The following is a 19,886-nucleotide window of genomic DNA, read 5'->3' on the forward strand; positions in this document are numbered from 1 at the left end:
TCAGCCGGCCAGGTGGCCGAGCGGCAGCGGCGAGGGCGCCTTGACCGTCTTGATCGCGAAGTTGCTGCGAATGTCGCTGACCCCGGGCAGGCGCAGCAGAGTCTCGCTGAGCAGGCGTTCGTAGGCGCGCAGGTCGGGGACCACCACTTGCAGGAGGAAGTCCGACTCGCCGGAGACGAGGTGCACCGAGATCACCTCCGGCAGGTCGACCACCGCACGGTGGAAGGCCTCGGCCTGCTCCTGGCGGTGGCGTTCCACCTTGATCCCGACGAACACCGTGAGGCCGAGGCCGACCTCGTCGCGGTCGATGCTGGCCTGGTAGCCGCGAATCACCCCGGCCTCTTCCAGCAGGCGCACGCGGCGCAGGCATGGGGACGGGGAGAGGCCGATCTCCTCGGCCAGTTGGACGTTGCTCAGGCGGCCGTCGCGCTGGAGGGCGGCGAGTATGCGGTGGTCATAGGCGTCGAGTTTCATCTTGGCATATCCGGATGGATAGTCTTCGGAGAATGGAATTTACTGCCAAATAGAATGGGTTGGCTGGTGGAAAACGCAAGCACCTGCCCTGCCTTGCGGGCATAGAATCGTTATCCGGGTCACCTTCCTGGAGCCGATACGATGGACACGAGCGCTTTCCTGATTGCCCTGGCGGTGGTTTACCTGGTCCCCGGACCGGACATGCTCCTGCTGTTCCAGACCGGCGCCCGCCAGGGCCGTCGCGCGGCGCTGGTCACCGCCCTCGGCCTGGCCCTGGCTCGGGCCTGCCATGTGCTGATGGCCGCGACCGGGCTGGCGCTGCTGTTCCGTACCGCTCCCTGGACCTTCGACCTGGTGCGTCTGCTCGGCGCCGTCTACCTCGCCTGGCTTGGCCTGCAGATGCTGCGCGGTGGCGGACTGGCCTTGCCGACCAGCGACGCGGGCTCCGCGCCGGTGGTCCCTCACGCCGACCGCCGGGCCTTGCTGCGCGGACTCCTGACCAACCTGCTGAACCCCAAGGCCCTGCTGTTCTGTTCGGTGCTGCTGCCGCAGTTCGTCAGTCCCGAGGCCGGTTCGCTGGCCGTCCAGTTCGCCGCGCTCGGTGCGGTCCTGGTCCTGGTTGGTCTGGCCTTCGACTGCGCCTATGCGCTGGCCGGTGGCCGCCTGGGCCGCTGGCTGGCGTCCCGGCCGCGGGCACAGCGCCTTCAGCAGTGGGGCTTCGGTGGGTTGTTGATAGGGTTCGGGGTAAGGCTGGCGCTGCTGCGCCAGCTCTGAAGGGCTGCGGGGCGGCGAGCGCCCCGTAGCGCTCAGCCGAGGAACTGCTCGGCGTGGTGGCAGGCCACCTGGCGCTGGTCGAGCAGGCGCAGCTCGGGCACCTCGCTGCGGCAGCGCTCGGTGGCGTAGGGACAGCGCTTGTGGAAGGCGCAGCCCTCCGGCGGGTTCAGCGGGTTCGGCAGTTCGCCCTGGATGCGGATCTTCGGCTTCGTCGGGTCCGGATGGATCGCCGGGGTCGCCGAGAGCAGCGCGCGGGTGTAGGGATGCAGCGGGTTCTCGTAGAGCTTGTCCGCCGGCCCCATCTCCGCCGGTCGGCCGAGGTACATCACCAGGACGTCGTCGGCGACATGGCGGACCACCGCCAGGTTGTGCGAGATGAACACGTAGGCGGTGCGGAACTGCTGCTGCAGGTCCATGAACAGGTTCAGTACCTGGGCCTGGATCGACACGTCGAGGGCCGAGGTCGGCTCGTCCGCCACCAGCACCTTGGGTTGCAGCATCATCGCCCGGGCCAGGGCGATGCGCTGGCGCTGGCCGCCGGAGAACATGTGCGGGTAGCGCTGGTAATGCTCCGGCCGCAGGCCGACCTGGCGCATCATCTGCTGGACCTTTTCGCGGCGTTCCTCGCGCGACAGCGCGGTGTTGATCAGCAGCGGCTCGGCCAACTGGTCGCCGATCTTCTGTCGCGGATTGAGCGAGGCGTAGGGGTTCTGGAAGACCATCTGCACGTCGCGGCGCAACTGCCGGCGCTGGTCCTTGCTGGCGCCCTTGACCTCCTGCCCGGCGATTTTCAGCGAGCCGGAGGTGGGTTCCTCGATCAGGGTCAGGGCGCGCGCCAGGGTCGACTTGCCGCAGCCGGACTCGCCGACCACGGCGAGGGTCTTGCCGGCTTCCAGTTCGAACGATACGCCGTTCAGCGCGCGCACCTGGGCGTGGCCCTTGAACAGGCCGCGGGAGACTTCGTAGTGACGGGTCAGATCACGGGCGGTCAGAACGGTTTCCATCAGGCCACCTCGTTCAGCAGGTTCAACGGATAGAAGCAGCGCACCGCGCCGCGCTCGTGTGCCTCCAGGGCCGGCCGCTCCTGGCGGCAATGCTCCTGGGCATAGGGGCAGCGTGGCGACAGCAGGCAACCGCGCGGGCGGTCGTAGCGCCCCGGAACGATGCCGGGCAGGGTGGCCAGGCGGGCTTCGCCGGCACAGTGCTCGGGGATCGCCTTGATCAGCGCCTCGGTGTAGGGATGGGTCGGGCGGTCGAACAGCGCCGGCACGCCGCCGATCTCCACCGCTTCGCCGGCGTACATCACGCAGACGCGCTGGGCGGTCTCGGCGACCACGGCGAGATCGTGGGTGATCAGGATCAGCGCCATGTCCTGGTCGCGCTGCAGGTTCAGCAGCAGCTCCATGATCTGCGCCTGGATGGTCACGTCGAGGGCGGTGGTCGGCTCGTCGGCGATCAGCAGCTTGGGCTCGGCGGCGATAGCCATGGCGATCGCCACGCGCTGGCTCATGCCGCCGGAGAGCTGGTGCGGGTAGGCGTCGAGACGGCTGGCGGCGGCCGGGATCTCGACCCGTTCGAGCAGTTCCAGGGCGCGCTGGCGCAGGGCCTTGCCGCGCAGGCCGAGATGCAGGCGGAGGACTTCCTCGATCTGGTAGCCGACGGTGTAGCTGGGGTTGAGGGCGGTCATCGGGTCCTGGAAGACCATCGCCATGTCCTTGCCGACGATGCGCCGGCGCTGGCGGCCCTTGAGGGTGAGCATGTCGTGGCCGTCGAAGCGCAGGTGATCGGCGGATACCCAGCCGGGGGCGTCGATCAGGCCCATCAGGGCCATCATGGTCACCGACTTGCCGGAGCCGGACTCGCCGACGATGGCCAGCACCTCGCCCTTGTCGACGCTCAGGTCGAGGCCGTCGACCACGGGCACTGCGGTGGTGTCGCCGAAGCGCACGCTGAGGTTCTTGATATCGAGGAGGCTCATGCGGCGGTCTCCTGTGGCGCGGATACGGATGCGCTGTTCATGGTTGTGCTCCTCATGCCGCGTTCTTCAGTTTCGGATCGAGGGCGTCGCGCAGGCCGTCGCCCATCAGGTTGATCGCCAGTACGCTGAGCAGGATGGTCAGGCCGGGCAGGCTGACCACCCACCAGGCGCGCTCGATGTAGTCGCGGGCGGAGGCGAGCATGGTGCCCCACTCGGGGGTCGGCGGTTGCACGCCGAGGCCGAGGAAGCCGAGGGCGGCGGCGTCGAGGATCGCCGAAGAGAAGCTCAGGGTGGCCTGGACGATCAGCGGCGCCATGCAGTTCGGCAGCACGCAGACGAACATCAGTCGCAGGGTGCCGGCGCCGGCCAGGCGCGAGGCGGTGACGTAGTCGCGGTTTAGCTCGGTCATCACCGCGGCGCGGGTCAGGCGTACGTAGGCCGGCAGCGAGACGATGGCGATGGCGATCACGGTGTTGATCAGGCCCGGGCCGAGGATCGCCACGATGGCCACCGCCAGCAGCAGCGACGGCAGCGCCAGCATGATGTCCATCAGGCGCATGATCAGCGGCCCGGCACGGTTCGGCGAGAAGCCGGCGAGCAGGCCGAGGAGGATGCCGGGGATCAGCGAGATCACCACCGAGGACAGGCCGATCAGCAGCGACAGGCGGGCGCCGTGGATCAGCCGCGAGAGCAGGTCGCGGCCCAGCTCGTCGGTGCCGAGCAGGAAGCGCGCCTGGCCGCCTTCCAGCCAGGATGGCGGGGTCAGCAGGAAGTCCCGGAACTGCTCGCTCGGATCGTAGGGGGCGACCCAGGGGGCGAACAGCGCGCAGAACACGATCAGCAGCATGAACAGCAGGCCGCCGAGGGCGCCCTTGTTGTGCGCGAAGGCCTGCCAGAATTCCTTCAGCGGGGACGGGTAGACCAGGCTCGGGTCGCTGGCGGGAGCGTTGTGCATGGCGTTCATCGGCTGGCTCCTCAGCGTTGGTGGCGAATGCGCGGGTTGGCCAGGCCGTAGAGGATGTCCACGACGAAATTGACCAGGATGACCAGGGTGGCGACCAGCAGGATGCCGTTCTGCACCACCGGGTAGTCGCGACGGCTGATGGCGTCGATCAGCCACTTGCCGATGCCCGGCCAGGAGAAGATGGTTTCGGTCAGCACCGCGCCGGCGAGCAGCGTGCCGACCTGCAGGCCGAATACCGTCAGCACCGGAATCAGCGCGTTGCGCAGGGCGTGCACGAAGACCACCCGGGCCGGCGACAGGCCCTTGGCGCGGGCGGTGCGCACATAGTCTTCGCGCAGCACCTCGAGCATCGCCGAGCGGGTCATGCGGGCAATCACCGCCAGCGGGATGGTGCCCAGCACGATGGCCGGCAGGATCAGGTGGCGCACGGCATCGAGGAACGAGCCCTGTTCGTCGGAAAGCAGGGTGTCGATCAGCATGAAGCCGGTCTTCGGCTCGATGTCGTAGAGCAGGTCGAGACGGCCGGACACCGGCGTCCAGCCCAGCGACACGGAGAACAGCATGATCAGGATCAGGCCCCACCAGAAGATCGGCATCGAATAGCCGGCGAGGGACACCGTCATCACCCCGTGGTCGAACAGCGAACCGCGTTTCAGGGCGGCGATCACCCCGGCCAGCAGGCCGAAGGTGCCGGCGAAGAGCATGGCGGCCAGGGACAGTTCCAGGGTCGCCGGGAACAGGGTGAGGAATTCGTGCCAGACGCCTTCGCGGGTGGTCAGCGATTCGCCGAGATTGCCCTGTGCCAGGTTGCCCACGTAGTCCAGGTACTGCTGGTACAACGGCTTGTCCAGGCCCAGGCGGTGCAGGGCCTCGGCATGCATCTGCGGATCGACGCGACGTTCGCCCATCATCACTTCCACCGGGTCGCCGGGAATCAGGCGGATCAGCGCGAAGGTGAGCAGCGTCACGCCGAAGAAGGTGGGGATCAGCAACCCCAATCGTCGTGCAATGAAACTAAGCATGTTGGCGGGTAACTCCTCATCGCGGACCGTGCGCCCCGCTGGCGGCGGGGCTGTGGTCCTTGTTCTTCTACGGCTTCACCGAGGTGGTGGCGAAGTTGTTGTTGCTCAACGGATTGATCACGTAGCCCTGCACCGTGTTCCGCCGGACGTTGAACAGCTTCGGGTAGGCCAGCGGTATCCATGGGGCCTGTTCGTGGAATACCACCTGGGCCTGCTCGTACAGTTTCGCCCGCTCGGCCGGATCGCTCACCTCGCGGGCCTTGCGCATCAGCGCCTCGAAGTCCTTGTCGCACCAGCGCGCCTGGTTTTCACCCGACTCGGCGGCGGCGCAGCTCAGGTTCGGGCTGAGGAAGTTGTCCGGGTCGCCGTTGTCGCCGGCCCAGCCAAGCAGCGACAGGTCGTGCTCGCCGGCCTTCGAACGCTTGAGCAGCTCGCCCCATTCCAGGGAACGGATGGTCAGCTGGATGCCGGCCTTGGCCAGGTCTGCCTGCAGCATCTGTGCCGCCAGGGCGGGGTTGGGGATGGTAGGCGAGGTGCCGTTGCGAATGAACAGGGTGATCCTGAGATTTTCCGCGCCGGCTTCCTTGAGCAGCGCCCTGGCGCGTTCGGGATCGTGCGGCCAGTCCTGGATCGAATGGTTGTAGCCGAGCAGGGTCGGGGGATAGGGACCGACCGCCGGACTGGCCGCGCCGGGGCCGAACACCGCGTCGAGCATGGCCTTCTTGTCCAGCGCGAGGTTGATCGCCTGGCGCACGCGCGGGTCGTCGAGCGGCTTGTGCTGGGTGTTGATGGCAATGTAGGTGGTCAGCAGGGCATCGATCTCGTCCACCGCCAGGTTCGGGTCCTGCTTCAGGCGCGGCACGTCCTCCGGTTTCGGGTACAGCGAGACCTGGCACTCGCCGGCACGGACCTTCTGCATGCGCACGTTGGGATCGAGGGTAATGGCGAACACCAGGTTGTCGATCGGCGGCTTGCCGGCATAGTAGTCCGGGTTCGCCGTATAGCGGACCTGGGCGTCCTTGGCGTAGCGCTTGAAGACGAACGGCCCGGTGCCGATCGGCTGGTTGTTCAGCTGGCCCTGCTTGCCGGCGGCGAGCAACTGGTCGCCGTACTCGGCGGAATAGATGGACGCGAAGGGCATCGCCATATCGCGCAGGAACGGCGCTTCGGGACGGTTGAGGACGAAGCGCACGGTGAGCTCGTCGACCTTTTCCACCGACTTGATCAGCTCGCCCATGCCCATCGCGTCGAAGTAGGCGTAGCCGCGCAGCGCCGAGGCATGCCAGGGATGCTTCGGATCGAGGGCGCGCTGGAAGGTCCACAGCACATCATCGGCATTCAGGCTCCGGGTCGGCTTGAAGTAGTCGGTGGTATGGAATTTCACGCCGGGGCGCAGGTGGAAGGTATAGCTCAGTCCGTCGGCGCTGACGTCCCAGCGCTCGGCCAGCCCCGGGATCACCTCGGTGGTGCCGGGGCGGAAGGCGAGCAGGCGGTTGAACACGGTTTCCGCGGAGGCGTCGGCGGTCACCGCGCCGGTGTACTGGACGATGTCGAAGCCTTCCGGGCTGGCCTCGGTGCAGACCACCAGGTTCTTCGCCTGGGCCGCGCCGGCGGCGCATAGCGCCAGGGCCAGGGGCAGGTGTCGGAGCAACGGATGGAGCATGGGGTCCTCCTCGTGGGCCCCGTCGCCGGGGCCGCCGGTTGTCGCAGGTTTACAGCAGGTTGAAGGGGAAGGTGCTGACCAGGCGCAGTTCGTTGACGCTGCCGTCGACCTGGTTCTGGCTGGCCTTGTGCATCATGTAGGTGAGCTTGAAGGTGCTGTCCTTGATCGTCCCGTTCTGCACCTTGTAGGCCGCCATCAGGCCCAGCTCGTGGTGCTTCTCGCCGTCCTGGGTGCGCACCTCGGCGTAGTTGCCGTAGGCACCGTTGCGATCGCCGTCGTAGTGGGTGCCGTCGATGTCCCAGCCCTTCACGTACCACACGCCGGTGCTCAGGCCGGGGACCCCGTAGTAGCTCCAGTCGGTCTCGTAGCGGATCTGCGCGGACTTCTCGTTGGGGCTGTTGTAGTCGGCCAGCATCGAGTTGGCCAGGAAGATCGCCGAGGTTTCGTGCACGTAGTCGAAGTATTCGTTGCCGTCGACCTGCTGGTAGGCCAGGGTCAGGGCGTGGGCGCGATGGCCGAGGGTGAAGGCCAGGCTCCAGGTGTCGTTGTCGATGTAGCCGGCCTCGCGCGCCCCGGTGTCGCCGGTGTGGTAGCCGTTGAAGGCGGTGCGCAGGGCGATGCCGTTCTCGAGGTCGCCGATGTCGTGGGTCACGCCCAGGTAGTACTGGTTCCAGACGTCCTGGAAATGCGAGCCATAGAGGGAGATCTCCAGCCCGTCGAGTGGCTTGTAGTTGCCGCCCAGGTAGTTCAGGCGGTCGCCCTTGACCTGGCGGGTGCCGTACTCGGTGGTCATGTCCTCGTCGCCGGAACCGGTCCGCGGGCTGACCTTGCGGAAGCTGCCGGCCTGCAGGCTGAGGTTGTCCAGCTCCTCGCTGGTCACGGCGAAGCCGGTGAAGCTGGAGGGCAGGGCACGGTTGTCGATATAGCTGAACACCGGAGTGTTGACCAGGAAGCGACCGGCCTTGAATTCGGTGTTCGAGGCGCGCAGGCGGATATTGGCAACGCCCAGCTTGGACCATTCGCCGATCGCCTCGCCATCGCTGTTCGCCAGGGTCCGGTTGCCGCCGCCGCCGATGCGGCCCTTGCCGCGCTCCAGGGCGATCTCGTTGAAGGCTGCGACGTCGAAGCCGAAGCCGATGCTGCCCTGGGTGTAGCCCGAGCTGTACTTGAGCACCGTGCCCTGGACCCAGGCGTTGCGCTGGTGGATGCGCTGGGAGCCGCCGCCGGCCTTGGGAATGCGGAAGGTGAAGCTGTCCTTCATGTTTTCCCGCGAGTAGAAGTTGCGGGTGGTCAGGGTCAGGCTCTGTCCCTCGAACAGCCCGCTGGCGCCGGCCTGGCCCTTGATCGGTTTCTCCACGCTGGGGATGCTCTGCACCTGGGCGGCGTAGCTGGGATTGTCCGGGGTCGGCGGGGTTTCCTGCTCGTCCGCCGCCCAGCCTGGCGCGGCCGATGCCATCAAGGCCAGTCCCAGCGTCGCGCCGGTCACTCGTTGGTATCTCATCACCTGATTGCTCCCTTTATTGTTGTCATGGCACCTGTTTTACCCACCAGGTTTGCGCCGGTTTCGCCCGCGCCTGGGCGCGGCGGTCGAATACGGCGAGGCGAGCGCTCCTGGCGGAACGCGCGCAGCGCCGTTCTGGAACACGGGCAGGAAAAGCAAAGAAATGAAGTACGGGTCGTGCCGTTCTTCTGCGCCCCGGTCGTTTCACGACCGGGGCGGCGTCGGCATCAGGGCTGGTTGGTTACGCCATAGAAGGCGTTCCGCGAGAAGGGGCTGATCTTGAAGTCATGCACCGACTTGTTCATCGGCTGGTACACGGTGGAGTGGGCGATCGGGGTGATCGGCACCTGCTCCTTGAGGATGTGCTGGGCCTGCTTGTACAGCTCGCTGCGCTTGTCCTGGTCGGAGACCCGCTTGGCAGCCTTGACCAGCTTGTCGTAGGCCGCGTCGCACCATTTCGATACGTTGTTGCCGTTGATCGAGTCGCAGCCGTAGAGGGTCGCCAGCCAGTTGTCCGGATCGCCGTTGTCGCCGGTCCAGCCGAACAGCATGGCGTCATGCTCGCCGGCATGGGCGCGCTTGATGTACTCGCCCCATTCGTAGCTGACGATCCTGGCCTTGATGCCGATCTTCGCCCAGTCGGCCTGGATCATCTCCGCCATCAGCTTGGCGTTGGGGTTGTAGGGACGCTGCACCGGCATCGCCCACAGGGTGATCTCGGTGCCCTCGGCGACGCCGGCCTTCTTCAGCAGTTCCCGGGCCTTGGCCGGATCGAACGGGGCGTCCTTGATGGTTTCGTCATAGGACCACTGGGTCGGCGGCATGCCGTTCACCGCCAGTTGCCCGGCACCCTGGTAGACGGCGTCGATGATGGCCTGCTTGTTCACCGCCATGTCCAGCGCCTGGCGTACTTCGAGCTGGTCGAACGGCTTGTGGGTGACGTTGTAGGCGATGTAGCCGAGGTTGAAGCCTGGCTGCGAGGGCACCTTCAGGTTCGCCGCTTCCTGCAGGGCCTTGAGTTCGGCGGGGCGTGGGTTGAGGGTGATCTGGCACTCGCCGGCCTTGAGCTTCTGCGCGCGCACCGCGGCGTCGGTGTTGATCGAGAAGATCAGGTTGTCGATCTTCACGTCTTCGGGTTTCCAGTAGTCCTTGTTGCCCTTGAAGCGGATCTGCGCATCCTTCTGGTAGCGGCTCAGGATGAAAGGCCCGGTGCCGATCGGCTTCTGGTTGATCTGCTGTGGCTTGCCGGCCTCGAGCAACTGCCCGGCGTACTCGGCGGACTGGATCGAGGCGACGTCCATCGCCAGGTTCTGGATGAAGGCGGCGTCGACCTCGTTGAGGGTGAACTTCACCCTGTGCTCGTCGAGCTTCTCGACCCTGGCGATGTTCTTGTCCAGGCCCATGTCGGTGAAGTAGGGAAACTCGGTGGGGTAGGCCTTGCGGAACGGATGATTCTTGTCGAGCATGCGCTGGAAGGTGAACAGCACATCGTCGGCGTTGAATTCGCGGGTCGGCTTGAAGTAGTCGGTGCTGTGGAACTTCACACCCTTGCGCAGGTGGAAGGTGTAGGTCTTGCCGTCGTCGCCGATGTCCCAGCTTTCCGCCAGGGCCGGGATCGCCCGGGTGCCGCCGCGCTCGAACTGGACGAGGCGGTTGAACAGGGTGACCGAGGTCGCGTCGTAGTCGGTGCCGGTGGTGTACTGGGCGGGATCGAAGCCGGCCGGGCTGCCCTCCGAGCAGAACACCAGGTTGCTGGCGGCGTGGGAGAACGGGGAGCCGAGGATCAGACCGGCTGCCAGCCAGGCCCGAAGGGGAAGGATCTTACGCATGCAAACCTCATTTTTTCTTTTTCTAAGGGCATCGTCTGAGGATCGGCCTTATGGGCCATGGCAACTCTCGCCTTTCCATGGATGGCGGGTGACAGCCATGGACCCTGTGCGGCGACAGCGATCGTCCGTTTGTTGTTGGTCGACGATTCGCTGATGCCGAAATTAAGTCATGCTGAAATTGTGGTCAACGAAAATTAAGCACGACTAACATTTCTATTGCGAAAACGTTTGCCTGACAGGATGGGAAGGTGCGCTACGGACTGGCTCAGGGCGTCGGATGGTCGTCGAACAGGCCCATGGTGGTGATGGTCAGGACTTCCGCCACATCGCTGCCGACGTTGGCCAGGCAATGGGTCTTGGTCGCGTCGAAGTGCACCGAGTCGCCGGCGCCGAGGGGGTACTGGCGCCCCTCGATGGTGTAGACGATCTGCCCGGACAGGACGTAGGAGAACTCGGCGCCCTCATGGGAGATCAGCTCCGACTGGTAGCCCACCGGCATGTTCATCTTGACCGCATTGATCAGGTTGCCGGGGAAGGAGCTGGACAGGCGTTCGTAGGCCAGCGGCTGGCCCTCGATGGTGTAGCGTACCCGCTCGCCTTCGTGGGAGTCGGGCTGGGGTTGTGCCGGTTGGTCGAACAGGGCATTGAGCGGGATATTCAGCGACTTGGCGATGTTGGCCAGGGAAGAGATCGATACACCGGTGAGGTTGCGCTCCGCCTGGGAGAGGAAGCTCGCGGTGAGACCGGATTCGCTGGCGACTTGGTGCAGGGTCTTCTTGGCGGCGCGGCGATAGCGACGCAGGCGTTCGCCGATGCGGTCTACGGTCATTGGGGAGACTCTTGTTGAAAGGCGCAGTATACCCAGCGCGGGGCGTCAATAAAGTCTGACAGATGAACTACCCGAACCCCTATTTTTTAAGTGTGACTGAAAATTTGTTTTGACCTGAATTTAAGCTCGACTTAAATTTCAGCCCGGTCCAGACGAGGAGAACAACAAATGACCGTGGGTGTTGGCGGGAGTACCCCTGCGCAGGCGCTGGAGCGTCTGCGGAACATGATGGACGGCGCGCAGCCGATCGGCCTGGCGTCTTACCGTGCGCGAATCGCCGCGGCCCAGGCGTGGATGGGCGAGCATGGCATCGCCGCGGCGTACCTGCATGCAGGCAGCAACCTGCGTTACTTCAGCGGCGTGCAATGGCACCCCAGTGAACGCCTGGTGGGTGCTCTACTGCCCGCCGAGGGCGCCCTCGAATACCTTGCGCCGGCCTTCGAGGAAGGTACGGTGCGCGACTTCCAGGTGGTCGATGGCGCCATCCACACCTGGGAGGAACACCAGGATCCCTATCGCCTGCTGCTCGATCGCCTGGAGGCGCTCGGCGTGGGCGAGCGCAGCACGGTCGCACTGTGTCCGAGCCTGCCGTTCGGCATGTTCGAGCGCTTGCGCCAACAGGCGCCGGGCAGGAACTTCGTCAGCGCCGCGCCGCTGATCGACCAGGGACGGATGCGCAAGTCGGCCGAGGAGCTGGCGCTGATGCAGCGGGCCAAGGACATGACCCTGGAAGTGCAGAAGGCCGCGGCGAGCATTCTCCGCGAAGGCATCAGCACCACCGAAGTCGCCGAGTTCATCCACCAGGCGCACCGCAAGGTGGGCGCGCCCGGTTCGACCTTCTGCATCGTCCTGTTCGGTGCCGCCAGTGCCTTCCCGCATGGGGTGAAGCATGCGCAGGTGCTGAAGGATGGCGACATGGTGCTGATCGATACCGGCTGCCAGGTCCACGGCTACCAGTCGGATATCACCCGCAGCTATGTGTTCGGCACGCCTAGCGCACGCCAGCGCGAATTCTGGGGGATGGAGCGCGACGCCCAACTGGCGGCCTTCGAGGCCGCGCGTCTGGGCCAGCCCTGCGAGGCGGTGGACGCCGCCGCGCGGCGTTCGCTGGAGGCCAACGGCCTGGGGCCGGACTACCGCCTGCCTGGCCTGCCGCACCGCACCGGGCATGGCATCGGCATGGACGTCCACGAAGGCCCGTACCTGGTGCGTGGCGATCGCACGCCGCTGGATGTCGGCATGTGCTTCAGCAACGAACCGATGATCTGCGTGCCCGGCGAGTTCGGCATTCGCCTGGAGGATCACTTCTACATGACGAAGGAAGGACCGCGCTGGTTCACCCAACCGAGCCCGTCCATCGACGATCCCTTCGGCCTCGGCGGCTGATCCGGCCGAACGATAACGCCGCACGCGGGAAGGCAAGGACCAGGGCTTCCCGCGTGCGGCGCAGCGATCAGTCCAGCTTCACCCGCGAAAAGTCCCGCGCCGACATCGGGCTCATGCGGTAGCCGCTGACGTTCTTGCGTTGCGCGTCGAACATCAAAGGATGCGCCAGCGGCAACCAGGGCATCTGCTCGTGGAAGATCCGCTGCGCTTCCTTGTACAGCGCTACCCGTTGGCTCTCGTCGTTGCTCATGCGCGCCTTGCGGATGGCTTCGTCGAAGCCCTTGTCGCACCAGCGCGCGCGATTTTCCCCGGACTCCACCGAGGCGCAGCCGAGGTTGTGGGTGAGGAAGTTGTCCGGGTCGCCGTTATCGCCGATCCAGCTGTAGAGCATCATGTCGTGTTCGCCGGCCTTGGTGCGCTTGACCATCTCGCCCCACTCGAACTGGCGGATGTTTACCCGGATGCCGATGGCGGACAGGTCGGACTGGATCAGTTGTGCCACTCGCGCCGGGTTGCCGCCGGGGCCGCTGCCGGTGCTGATGTAGAGGTTCAGGGGTGTGTCCGGGGTGACGCCGGCTTCCTTCAACAGGGCCTTGGCCCGTTCGGGGTCGTAGGGCCAGTCGCGGATGCTGTCGTCGTAGCCGAGCAGCATCGGCGGGTAGGGGCCGATGGCCGGACGGGCCTGATCGCCGAAGACGATCTTCAGGTAGGACGGCTTATTGAAGCCCATGGCGATCGCCCGGCGCACGCGCGGGTCGTCGAACGGTTCGTGCCGGGTGTTGATCGCGGCGTGGGAGGTGATCATCGCCGCTTCTTCCAGCACCGTCAGTTGCGGGTCCTGGCGCAACGCGGCGACGTCTTCGGGCTTGGGCGTCAGGGCGATCTGGCATTCGTTGCGGCGCAGGCGCTGCACGCGCACGTTGGGGTCGAGGGTGATCGCCAGCACCAGGTGGTCGATGGCCGGCTTGCCCTTCCAGTAGTCGGGGTTGGCTGCGTAGCGCACCTGGGCATCCTTGCGGTAGCGGGTGAAGACGAACGGGCCGGTGCCGATCGGCTTGCTGTTGAGTTCGTCGCCCTTGCCCCTGGCGATCAACTGGCCGGCATATTCGGCGGAGAGGATCGAGCCGAACGGCATGGCCAGGTCGGCGAGGAACGGCGCCTCCGGGTGCTTGAGGACGAAGCGCACCTGATGTTCGTCGATCTTCTCGATGCGCTCGATGATGTCGCGCAGTTGCATGGCGTCGGCGTAGGGGTAGCCGCTGGGCGAAAGGTCGTGGGCGGGGTGCTGCGGATCGAGCATGCGCTGGAAGCTGAACAGCACGTCGTCGGCGTCGAATTCGCGGGTTGGCTTGAAGTAGTCGGTGCTGTGGAATTTCACGCCCTGGCGCAGGCGGAAGGTGTAGACGAGGCCGTCAGCGGAGACGTCCCAGCTTTCCGCCAGGGCCGGGATCACCGTGGCGCTGCCCGGAGCGAACGCGGCCAGCGCGTTGTACAGCGGATGGGCTGAGGCGTCGAAGGTGTAGCCGGAGGTATAGCGGGCCGGATCGAACCCTTCCGGCGCCGCTTCGGTGCACACCGCCAGGGTCTTCGGCTGGGCCTGGATGGCGGCGCTGGCGGCGAAGGCGAGTAGCAGCAGGCTGTAGCGCAGGGCAGAGCGTGGTCGCATGGATGACTCCTCTGGAGCGGGACGGCCGGGTCGGCCGCCCTGGGGAGAGGCGCCGCCTCGCTCGTGGCGGGGCGGCGCGGCTGGCAGGCGAAGCTACTTGCCGACGCTGACCTCGTAGAACGAGTTCAGGCCGAAGGGACTGATCCTGAAGTCGTGTACCGTCTTGCGCATCGGCTGGTACACGGTGGAGTGGGCGATCGGGGTGATCGGCACCTGTTCCTTGAGGATGTGCTGGGCCTGCTTGTACAGCTCGGTGCGCTTGCCCTGGTCGGTGGTGCGCTTGGCATCCTTGACCAGCTTGTCGTAGCCGGCGTCGCACCATTTGGAGAAGTTGTTGCCGTCCACCGCGTCGCAGCCGTAGAGGGTGCCGAGCCAGTTGTCCGGGTCGCCGTTGTCGCCGCTCCAGCCGATCAGCATGGCGTCATGCTCGCCGCCCTTGGCGCGCTTGATGTATTCGCCCCATTCATAGGTGACGATCTTCGCCTTGATACCGATCTTCGCCCAATCGTTCTGCAGCATTTCCGCCATCAGCTTGGCGTTGGGGTTGTAGGGGCGTTGTACCGGCATGGCCCACAGGGTGATCTCGGTGCCTTCGGCGACCCCGGCCTTCTTCAGCAGCTCCCTGGCCTTGGCCGGATCGTAGGGCGCGTCCTTGATGGTCTCGTCGTAGGACCACTGGGTCGGCGGCATGCCGTTGCTCGCCAACTGGCCGGCGCCCTGGTAGACGGCGTCGATGATGGCCTTCTTGTTCACCGCCATGTCCAGCGCCTGGCGTACTTCCAGCTTGTCGAACGGCTTGTGGGTGACGTTGTAGGCGATGTAGCCGAGGTTGAAGCCGGCCTGCGACGGCAGGTTCAGGTTCGGGTCCTTCTTCAGCGCGTCGAGGTCGGCGGGGCGTGGGTTGAGGGTGATCTGGCACTCGCCGGCCTTGAGCTTCTGCGCGCGCACCGAGGCGTCGGTGTTGATGGCGAAGATCAGGTTGTCGACCTTCACCTCGTCCGGCTTCCAGTAGTCCTTGTTGCCCTTGAAACGGATCTGCGCATCCTTCTGGTAGCGGCTGAATACGAACGGGCCGGTGCCGATCGGCTTCTGGTTGATGTCGCTGGCCTTGCCCTGCTTGAGCAGTTGCGCGGCGTATTCGGCGGACTGGATCGATGGGAAGGGCATCGCCAGGTTCTGGATGAAGGCCGCGTCGACCTCGTTGAGGGTGAATTTCACCGTGTGCTCGTCGAGCTTCTCGATCCTGGCGATGTTCTTGTCCAGGCCCATGTCGGTGAAGTAGGGAAACTCGGTGGGGTAGGCCTTGCGGAACGGATGATCCTTGTCGAGCATGCGTTCGAAGGTGAACAGCACGTCGTCGGCATTGAATTCGCGGGTCGGCTTGAAGTAGTCGGTGCTGTGGAACTTCACGCCCTTGCGCAGGTGGAAGGTATAGGTCTTGCCGTCGTCGCTGACGTCCCAGCTTTCCGCAAGGCCGGGAAGGACCTTGGTGCCGCCGCGCTCGAACTGGGTCAGGCGGTTGAAGACGGTTTCCGCCGCGGCGTCGAAATCGGTACCGGTGGTGTACTGGGCGGGATCGAAGCCGGCCGGGCTGCCTTCCGAGCAGAAGATCAGGTTGCTGGCGAAGGCCTGGGGAACGGCGGCGACCAGCGCTGCGCCGAGCAGCGAGGGCATGATCGCGGAGCGGATGACGGCGTTTCTACGCATGGAGTGACCTCTGGTTATTTTGATTGTCTGCGAGGGACAGCCTCGTGAGCTGTCTTGCGCGAAGCTATGCAGGGCGTGTGCCGGCCGCAAGCGTCGAGGTCGCTTCAGTGTAGATGTTGTTATCCGATTGAAAGGGAATGTCGCATTTTCGAATTTGCGCAAACGCGACGCAGGCCGCGTTTGCTGCGCGAGAGACAGTGGAAACGCAAGAGGCAGCCCGGAGGCTGCCTCTTGTGGTGCGCGCCGACCGGATCAGGGCATCTGCACCTCGATCACACCGTCGGCGTTGACCGTGACCTGGCTGGTCCCGGCCTCGATCTCCGGCGCCTGGGCGCCACCGAAGCTGGCGTCGGCCTTCATCGCCGCCATCCGCATCACCGGGTACGGGCGCGGTGCGCCGGCGCTGTTCACGCTCAGGCTGACCAGCTTGTAGCCCTTGCCGCCGAGCGCCTCGGTGAGCAACTGGGCGCGCTCCTTGAACGCGTCCACGGCGCCTTTCATCAATTGGTCCTCGTTCTTCTTGCGGGTCGCATCGGCGATGCTGAAGTCCATGCCGCCCATCTTCAGCTTGCCCAGCAGGTCGGCGGAAAGCTGGCCGAGGGCGGCGAAGTCGGAGCTTTCCAGGCGCAGCTCGGCGCGCTCGCGCCAGCCAGTGATCTTCTGGCCCTTGTCGTCGTAGACCGGATAGCTGTTGCGACTGCCCAGGCTGATGGTCACGCCCTTGACCTTGCGCGCGTCGGCGACGGCGGCGTTGAGGACGCTGGTGGTCTCGGCGGCGAGCTTGGCCGGATCGCTGCCCTGGTTTTCGCTGTAGAGGGTGACCTGCATCAGGTCGTGGGCCACCTGCTGGCTGACTTCGGCGTGCAGCGAGACCTGGTTGTAGCGCGGCGCTTCCTCGGCGACGGCCGAGAGGCTGGCGGCGCAGAGGGTGACGGCGGCGGCCAGGCGGGAAATCGCAGACATTGGGCAACTCCTTGTACTAAGGCTGAATTCACACTGTAGAGCATCGTTCCGGCAGGCGCGGCAAACACGCCTATACGCCAGTCTTGGACCATGAGACGAAGGCTTTTCCCGGAACGGGTTAGGCGATTTCGGAAAAAACGTGAAATTTACTGATCTGAGCCCTGACAGCGCTCGGCGAAACAGGGCAGGATGGCGACCTGCGACGTTTCTGAGTCACTTTGCCGCAGAGTTGCCGACAGCGTCTTGGCTATACTCGCGCTTATTCCGGAAGAAAACATGCGCGCACCGGTTTTCCTGCTCTCCGCCAGTCGCCAGAACCTTGGCCGTCTGCTCCTCATCCGTATTCTCGTGCTGGCCGCGCAGGCCGGCTCGGTGGGTTTCGCCTGGCTCTCCGACCTGTTGCCGCTGCCGTGGCTGGCGCTCGGCCTGACCCTTGGCCTGTCCGCCTGCCTGATCCTGTTCACCGCGCTGCGCCTGCGCGCGCCGTGGCCGGTGACCGACCAGGAGTACGCGGTACAACTGGCCTGCGACCTGATCATCCACAGCACCTTGCTGTATTACTCGGGCGGCTCGACCAACCCCTTCGTTTCCTATTACCTGGTACCGCTGACCATCGCCGCTGCGACCCTGCCCTGGATCTACTCCATGGTGCTCTCCGGCCTGGCCCTGACCGGCTACACCCTGCTGCTGATCTGGTACCACCCGCTGCACCTGCAGGCGGTTCAGCACGAGGCGATGCTGATCAACCTGCACCTGTTCGGCATGTGGCTGAACTTCGCCCTGTCGGCGGCCTTCATCACCTTCTTCGTGGTGAAGATGTCCGAGGCGCTGCGCTGGCAGGCGCACATGCAGGCCGAGCGGCGCGAGGAAAGCATGCGCGACCAGCAGTTGCTCGCGGTGGCCACCCAGGCGGCCGGTGCTGCGCACGAACTGGGTACGCCGCTGGCGACCATGAGCGTGCTGCTCAACGAGTTGCGCCAGGAGCGCCCGCAGGACCCGACCCTGCAGGAAGACCTGGCATTGCTCCAGGAACAGGTCAAGCAGTGCAAGCACACCCTCCAGCAACTGGTACGGGCGGCCGAGGCCGACCGTCGCCAGGCGATCGAAGAGCAAAGCGCCGCGGAATGGCTGGAATCGGTGCTGCGCCGCTGGCACCTGATGCGTCCGGAGGCTTCCTACCGCTACCAGTGCCTGGGCCTCGGCTCCGCGCCGCGCCTGACCCCGCCGACCGACCTCAGCCAGGCTCTGCTGAACCTGCTGAACAATGCGGCGGACGCCTGTCCCGACGACCTCGACATCCGCCTGGACTGGGACAGCAGCAGTATCTGCCTGAGTATCCGCGACCACGGCGTCGGGGTGCCCCTGGCGATCGCCGAACAGATCGGCAAACCGTTCTTCACCACCAAGGGCAAGGGCTTCGGCCTCGGCCTGTTTCTCAGTCAGGCCAGCGTGACCCGCGCTGGTGGAACGGTGAAGTTGTATAACCACGAAGATGGCGGCACTCTGACCGAACTGCGCTTGCCGCGCAGCTACGGAATGGCTTGAGTGATCCGTCTGAGAGGCCCTGCCTATGTCTGAAGAGCTGCTCTTCGAAGGGGAAGAACATCCCCACCTCCTGCTGGTGGACGACGATCCCACCTTTACCCGGGTCCTGGCGCGGGCCATGAGCCGTCGCGGCCTGCGGGTCAGCACCGCCGGCTCCGCCGAGGAAGGCCTGGCGCTGGCCCAGCAGGATACGCCGGACTATGCCGTGCTCGACCTGAAGATGGAAGGCGACTCCGGCCTGGTGCTGCTGCCGAAGCTGCTGGAGTTGCACGCGGACATGCGGGTGGTGATCCTCACCGGCTATTCCAGCATCGCCACCGCGGTGGAGGCGATCAAGCGCGGCGCCTGCAACTACCTGTGCAAGCCGGCGGATGCCGATGACGTGCTGGCCGCGCTGCTCTCCGAGCACGCCGACCTGGACACCCTGGTGCCGGAAAACCCGATGTCGGTGGATCGCCTGCAATGGGAGCACATCCAGCGCGTGCTCGCCGAGCACGAGGGCAACATCTCCGCCACCGCCCGTGCCCTGGGCATGCATCGACGGACCTTGCAGCGCAAGCTGCAGAAGCGGCCGGTACGGCGCTGAAGCGTAAATGACAACGGGGGCGCCGAATGGCGCCCCCTGTGCTTTCCGTTTTCCGTCGAATCGCGGTGGATTTCGCAGATTCCGCCGGTCGCCGGGGATATCCAGCGGACAGCGCAATCGTTAAGATGCAGCTTTCATGAATCGCACGACCAGGGATTGATCATGCGTATCTTCGGTTCGAGTGCCGGCTGCCTGTCGGTGCTGTTCGGACTGGCCTTCGGGCTGCCTGCACTAGCCGAGCCTTCGGTGGACCTGGATGGTCCGACGGCAGGCTGGCGCTATTCCGGCCTGCTCGAACAGCCCGATGCCCCGCGTGTCGCCTATCCGACTCCGCCCATCGATCGCGGCGGCCAGCGCGGCCGCAGCCTGATCGAAGGACACCTGCGCGAACTGGTCGGCACCGAGCGCGCCCAGCGCCTGGTGGTCAACGGCAATCCTCTCCCTCTCTATACCGACGGCGCCGGGCGCTTCGTCCGCCCCTATGCGTTCGGCCACGGCTCCAACGGCGTCCAGGTCGGCAGCGCCGACGGCAAGATCCTCAAGCGCGTACAGTTCTACGAGGCCAATCGCTCCCAACTGCCGCCGCGCGTGCGCGTGGTGCTGGGTTGGGACGATCCGAAGGCCGAGCTTGACCTGCATATCGTCACCCCCGATGGCCAGCACGCCTACTGGGCGCATCCGCGCCTGAGCAACAGCGGCGGCCTCGATCCGGACGGCGTCGACGGGCCCGGCCCGGAGATGTTCACCATGGGCGCGCCGCTGCACGGCACCTACCTGATCTACGTGAACTACTGGGGCAACCTCAACAACCAGGGCTACAACTTCCAGGCCGGCAGCAACGTACAGGACGTGATCACCGCGCAGGTCAACCTGGTGTTCAATGAAAACAGCGTCGACGAGAAGCACGAGACCTTCGTCGTGCCCCTGCGCACCATCGGCGACCTGGTGCTGGTCAAGACCTTTACCTACTGAAGCATCCCCTCGTACGGATGACACGGG

Annotated in this window: 17 protein-coding genes; 5 read left to right on the top strand and 12 right to left on the bottom strand. The window is 65.6% G+C overall.

Annotated features, from left to right (window positions below; genetic code table 11):
* The gene (locus LT948_RS18595; protein ID WP_003094456.1) at window positions 1-474 is read right to left on the bottom strand and encodes an Lrp/AsnC family transcriptional regulator; all 474 of its coding nucleotides are present in this window, start codon (window positions 472-474) and stop codon (window positions 1-3) included.
* Between the two features lie 141 nt (window positions 475-615).
* On the opposite strand from LT948_RS18595, the gene LT948_RS18600 reads away from it, so the two are divergent.
* Window positions 616-1,248, top strand: a complete 633-nt coding sequence (locus tag LT948_RS18600; RefSeq protein ID WP_016264278.1) for a LysE family translocator — start codon at window positions 616-618, stop codon at window positions 1,246-1,248.
* 32 nt (window positions 1,249-1,280) lie between these two features.
* On the opposite strand, the gene LT948_RS18605 is transcribed toward LT948_RS18600, so the two are convergent.
* From LT948_RS18605 to psdR, 8 genes are all read right to left on the bottom strand, one after another.
* Complete coding sequence (locus LT948_RS18605) at window positions 1,281-2,252, bottom strand: peptide ABC transporter ATP-binding protein (RefSeq protein ID WP_003094452.1); 972 nt, start codon at window positions 2,250-2,252, stop codon at window positions 1,281-1,283.
* A complete protein-coding gene (locus LT948_RS18610; protein ID WP_003094451.1) occupies window positions 2,252-3,226 on the bottom strand; it encodes an ABC transporter ATP-binding protein in 975 nt (324 codons plus the stop codon). The genes LT948_RS18605 and LT948_RS18610 overlap by 1 nt, the downstream gene beginning before the upstream one ends.
* Window positions 3,227-3,278: 52 nt before the next feature.
* Window positions 3,279-4,190 carry an ABC transporter permease subunit gene (locus LT948_RS18615; protein WP_003105451.1) on the bottom strand — a complete coding sequence of 304 codons (912 nt, stop codon included), beginning with the start codon at window positions 4,188-4,190 and terminating at the stop codon, window positions 3,279-3,281.
* Between the two features lie 11 nt (window positions 4,191-4,201).
* Window positions 4,202-5,212, bottom strand: coding sequence for an ABC transporter permease subunit (locus LT948_RS18620; protein ID WP_003105448.1), 1,011 nt, complete (start codon window positions 5,210-5,212; stop codon window positions 4,202-4,204).
* A 67-nt stretch (window positions 5,213-5,279) separates the two neighbouring features.
* Window positions 5,280-6,875, bottom strand: a complete 1,596-nt coding sequence (locus tag LT948_RS18625) for an ABC transporter substrate-binding protein (protein ID WP_003094445.1) — start codon at window positions 6,873-6,875, stop codon at window positions 5,280-5,282.
* A 49-nt stretch (window positions 6,876-6,924) separates the two neighbouring features.
* On the bottom strand, window positions 6,925-8,379 hold the full coding sequence (locus tag LT948_RS18630) for an OprD family outer membrane porin (RefSeq protein ID WP_073657473.1): 1,455 nt from the start codon (window positions 8,377-8,379) through the stop codon (window positions 6,925-6,927).
* A gap of 224 nt (window positions 8,380-8,603) precedes the next feature.
* Window positions 8,604-10,205: an ABC transporter substrate-binding protein gene (locus tag LT948_RS18635; protein WP_103119314.1), complete on the bottom strand. Its 1,602-nt coding sequence runs from the start codon at window positions 10,203-10,205 to the stop codon at window positions 8,604-8,606.
* A gap of 265 nt (window positions 10,206-10,470) precedes the next feature.
* Window positions 10,471-11,034 (bottom strand): transcriptional regulator PsdR, encoded by a 564-nt coding sequence (gene psdR / locus LT948_RS18640; RefSeq protein WP_003094433.1) that lies wholly within the window; start codon window positions 11,032-11,034, stop codon window positions 10,471-10,473.
* Between the two features lie 168 nt (window positions 11,035-11,202).
* On the opposite strand from psdR, the gene mdpA reads away from it, so the two are divergent.
* Window positions 11,203-12,420, top strand: a complete 1,218-nt coding sequence (gene mdpA, locus LT948_RS18645; protein WP_003107426.1) for a metallopeptidase MdpA — start codon at window positions 11,203-11,205, stop codon at window positions 12,418-12,420.
* Between the two features lie 67 nt (window positions 12,421-12,487).
* Here the strand turns inward: mdpA and LT948_RS18650 are convergent, their stop codons facing one another.
* From LT948_RS18650 to LT948_RS18660, 3 genes are all read right to left on the bottom strand, one after another.
* The gene (locus LT948_RS18650; protein ID WP_033941703.1) at window positions 12,488-14,086 is read right to left on the bottom strand and encodes an ABC transporter substrate-binding protein; all 1,599 of its coding nucleotides are present in this window, start codon (window positions 14,084-14,086) and stop codon (window positions 12,488-12,490) included.
* Between the two features lie 93 nt (window positions 14,087-14,179).
* Complete coding sequence (locus LT948_RS18655; protein ID WP_009315914.1) at window positions 14,180-15,793, bottom strand: ABC transporter substrate-binding protein; 1,614 nt, start codon at window positions 15,791-15,793, stop codon at window positions 14,180-14,182.
* Between the two features lie 252 nt (window positions 15,794-16,045).
* Window positions 16,046-16,756, bottom strand: coding sequence for an SIMPL domain-containing protein (locus LT948_RS18660; RefSeq protein WP_003094423.1), 711 nt, complete (start codon window positions 16,754-16,756; stop codon window positions 16,046-16,048).
* Window positions 16,757-17,032: 276 nt separating this feature from the next.
* Between LT948_RS18660 and LT948_RS18665 the strand changes: the two genes are divergently transcribed.
* The 3 genes from LT948_RS18665 (at window position 17,033) to LT948_RS18675 (ending at window position 19,859) form a co-directional block, all read left to right on the top strand.
* A complete protein-coding gene (locus tag LT948_RS18665) occupies window positions 17,033-18,301 on the top strand; it encodes an ATP-binding protein (RefSeq protein ID WP_003094421.1) in 1,269 nt (422 codons plus the stop codon).
* A 25-nt stretch (window positions 18,302-18,326) separates the two neighbouring features.
* Complete coding sequence (locus LT948_RS18670; RefSeq protein WP_003094419.1) at window positions 18,327-18,887, top strand: response regulator transcription factor; 561 nt, start codon at window positions 18,327-18,329, stop codon at window positions 18,885-18,887.
* Between the two features lie 162 nt (window positions 18,888-19,049).
* Window positions 19,050-19,859: a YfaP family protein gene (locus LT948_RS18675; protein WP_003094417.1), complete on the top strand. Its 810-nt coding sequence runs from the start codon at window positions 19,050-19,052 to the stop codon at window positions 19,857-19,859.
* Window positions 19,860-19,886 lie beyond the last annotated feature (27 nt).

Source organism: Pseudomonas sp. CP-1 (assembly GCF_021213715.1).
Classification (GTDB): domain Bacteria; phylum Pseudomonadota; class Gammaproteobacteria; order Pseudomonadales; family Pseudomonadaceae; genus Pseudomonas; species Pseudomonas aeruginosa.

Excerpts from the sequence above, each read along its gene's own strand:
- LT948_RS18595 (WP_003094456.1), bottom strand. The coding sequence starts at position 474 with ATGAAACTCGACGCCTATGACCACCGCATACTCGCCGCCCTCCAGCGC.
- LT948_RS18600 (WP_016264278.1), top strand. The coding sequence starts at position 616 with ATGGACACGAGCGCTTTCCTGATTGCCCTGGCGGTGGTTTACCTGGTC.
- LT948_RS18605 (WP_003094452.1), bottom strand. The coding sequence starts at position 2,252 with ATGGAAACCGTTCTGACCGCCCGTGATCTGACCCGTCACTACGAAGTC.
- LT948_RS18610 (WP_003094451.1), bottom strand. The coding sequence starts at position 3,226 with ATGAGCCTCCTCGATATCAAGAACCTCAGCGTGCGCTTCGGCGACACC.
- LT948_RS18615 (WP_003105451.1), bottom strand. The coding sequence starts at position 4,190 with ATGAACGCCATGCACAACGCTCCCGCCAGCGACCCGAGCCTGGTCTAC.
- LT948_RS18620 (WP_003105448.1), bottom strand. The coding sequence starts at position 5,212 with ATGCTTAGTTTCATTGCACGACGATTGGGGTTGCTGATCCCCACCTTC.
- LT948_RS18625 (WP_003094445.1), bottom strand. The coding sequence starts at position 6,875 with ATGCTCCATCCGTTGCTCCGACACCTGCCCCTGGCCCTGGCGCTATGC.
- LT948_RS18635 (WP_103119314.1), bottom strand. The coding sequence starts at position 10,205 with ATGCGTAAGATCCTTCCCCTTCGGGCCTGGCTGGCAGCCGGTCTGATC.
- psdR (WP_003094433.1), bottom strand. The coding sequence starts at position 11,034 with ATGACCGTAGACCGCATCGGCGAACGCCTGCGTCGCTATCGCCGCGCC.
- mdpA (WP_003107426.1), top strand. The coding sequence starts at position 11,203 with ATGACCGTGGGTGTTGGCGGGAGTACCCCTGCGCAGGCGCTGGAGCGT.
- LT948_RS18650 (WP_033941703.1), bottom strand. The coding sequence starts at position 14,086 with ATGCGACCACGCTCTGCCCTGCGCTACAGCCTGCTGCTACTCGCCTTC.
- LT948_RS18655 (WP_009315914.1), bottom strand. The coding sequence starts at position 15,793 with ATGCGTAGAAACGCCGTCATCCGCTCCGCGATCATGCCCTCGCTGCTC.
- LT948_RS18660 (WP_003094423.1), bottom strand. The coding sequence starts at position 16,756 with ATGTCTGCGATTTCCCGCCTGGCCGCCGCCGTCACCCTCTGCGCCGCC.
- LT948_RS18665 (WP_003094421.1), top strand. The coding sequence starts at position 17,033 with ATGCGCGCACCGGTTTTCCTGCTCTCCGCCAGTCGCCAGAACCTTGGC.
- LT948_RS18670 (WP_003094419.1), top strand. The coding sequence starts at position 18,327 with ATGTCTGAAGAGCTGCTCTTCGAAGGGGAAGAACATCCCCACCTCCTG.
- LT948_RS18675 (WP_003094417.1), top strand. The coding sequence starts at position 19,050 with ATGCGTATCTTCGGTTCGAGTGCCGGCTGCCTGTCGGTGCTGTTCGGA.